The sequence below is a fragment of the Marinobacter sp. bablab_jr003 genome, assembly GCF_016464245.1.
In the GTDB taxonomy this organism is placed as follows: domain Bacteria; phylum Pseudomonadota; class Gammaproteobacteria; order Pseudomonadales; family Oleiphilaceae; genus Marinobacter; species Marinobacter vinifirmus.
Genome location: NZ_JADARC010000083.1, coordinates 1 through 271, shown reverse-complemented (window position 1 = coordinate 271; position 271 = coordinate 1). Strand labels below are relative to the sequence as shown.

Here is a 271-nt window from a genome sequence, read left to right as displayed (position 1 = left end):
TTGGGTTTGTAGGGCCGTGCGGGCAGCACCGCGACCTGGTAGTGCGCCGCCAGTTGCTGGTAGCTGGGGTTCAAGTCCGGATCGTACCGACAGGCTTTGCTGACACCGCTGCGCAGATTATCCGGAATCACCATTTCCGGAACACCGCCGAAGTACTCGAAGGTGCGCACGTGACTCAGCAGCCAGTCCTGCAACCCCTGGCTCCAGGTGGCTTCGGCGTAGGTGTAATTGGAGGCACCTAGCACGGCGACGAACACCTGAGCCGTGCGGA

At 62.0% G+C, this 271-nt stretch carries 1 protein-coding gene; it reads right to left on the bottom strand.

What is annotated here, in order from left to right; all coding sequences use genetic code 11:
• Positions 1-271: DDE-type integrase/transposase/recombinase (locus H3Z84_RS07585; protein WP_199457045.1), on the bottom strand; the 271-nt coding region annotated here is incomplete at both ends.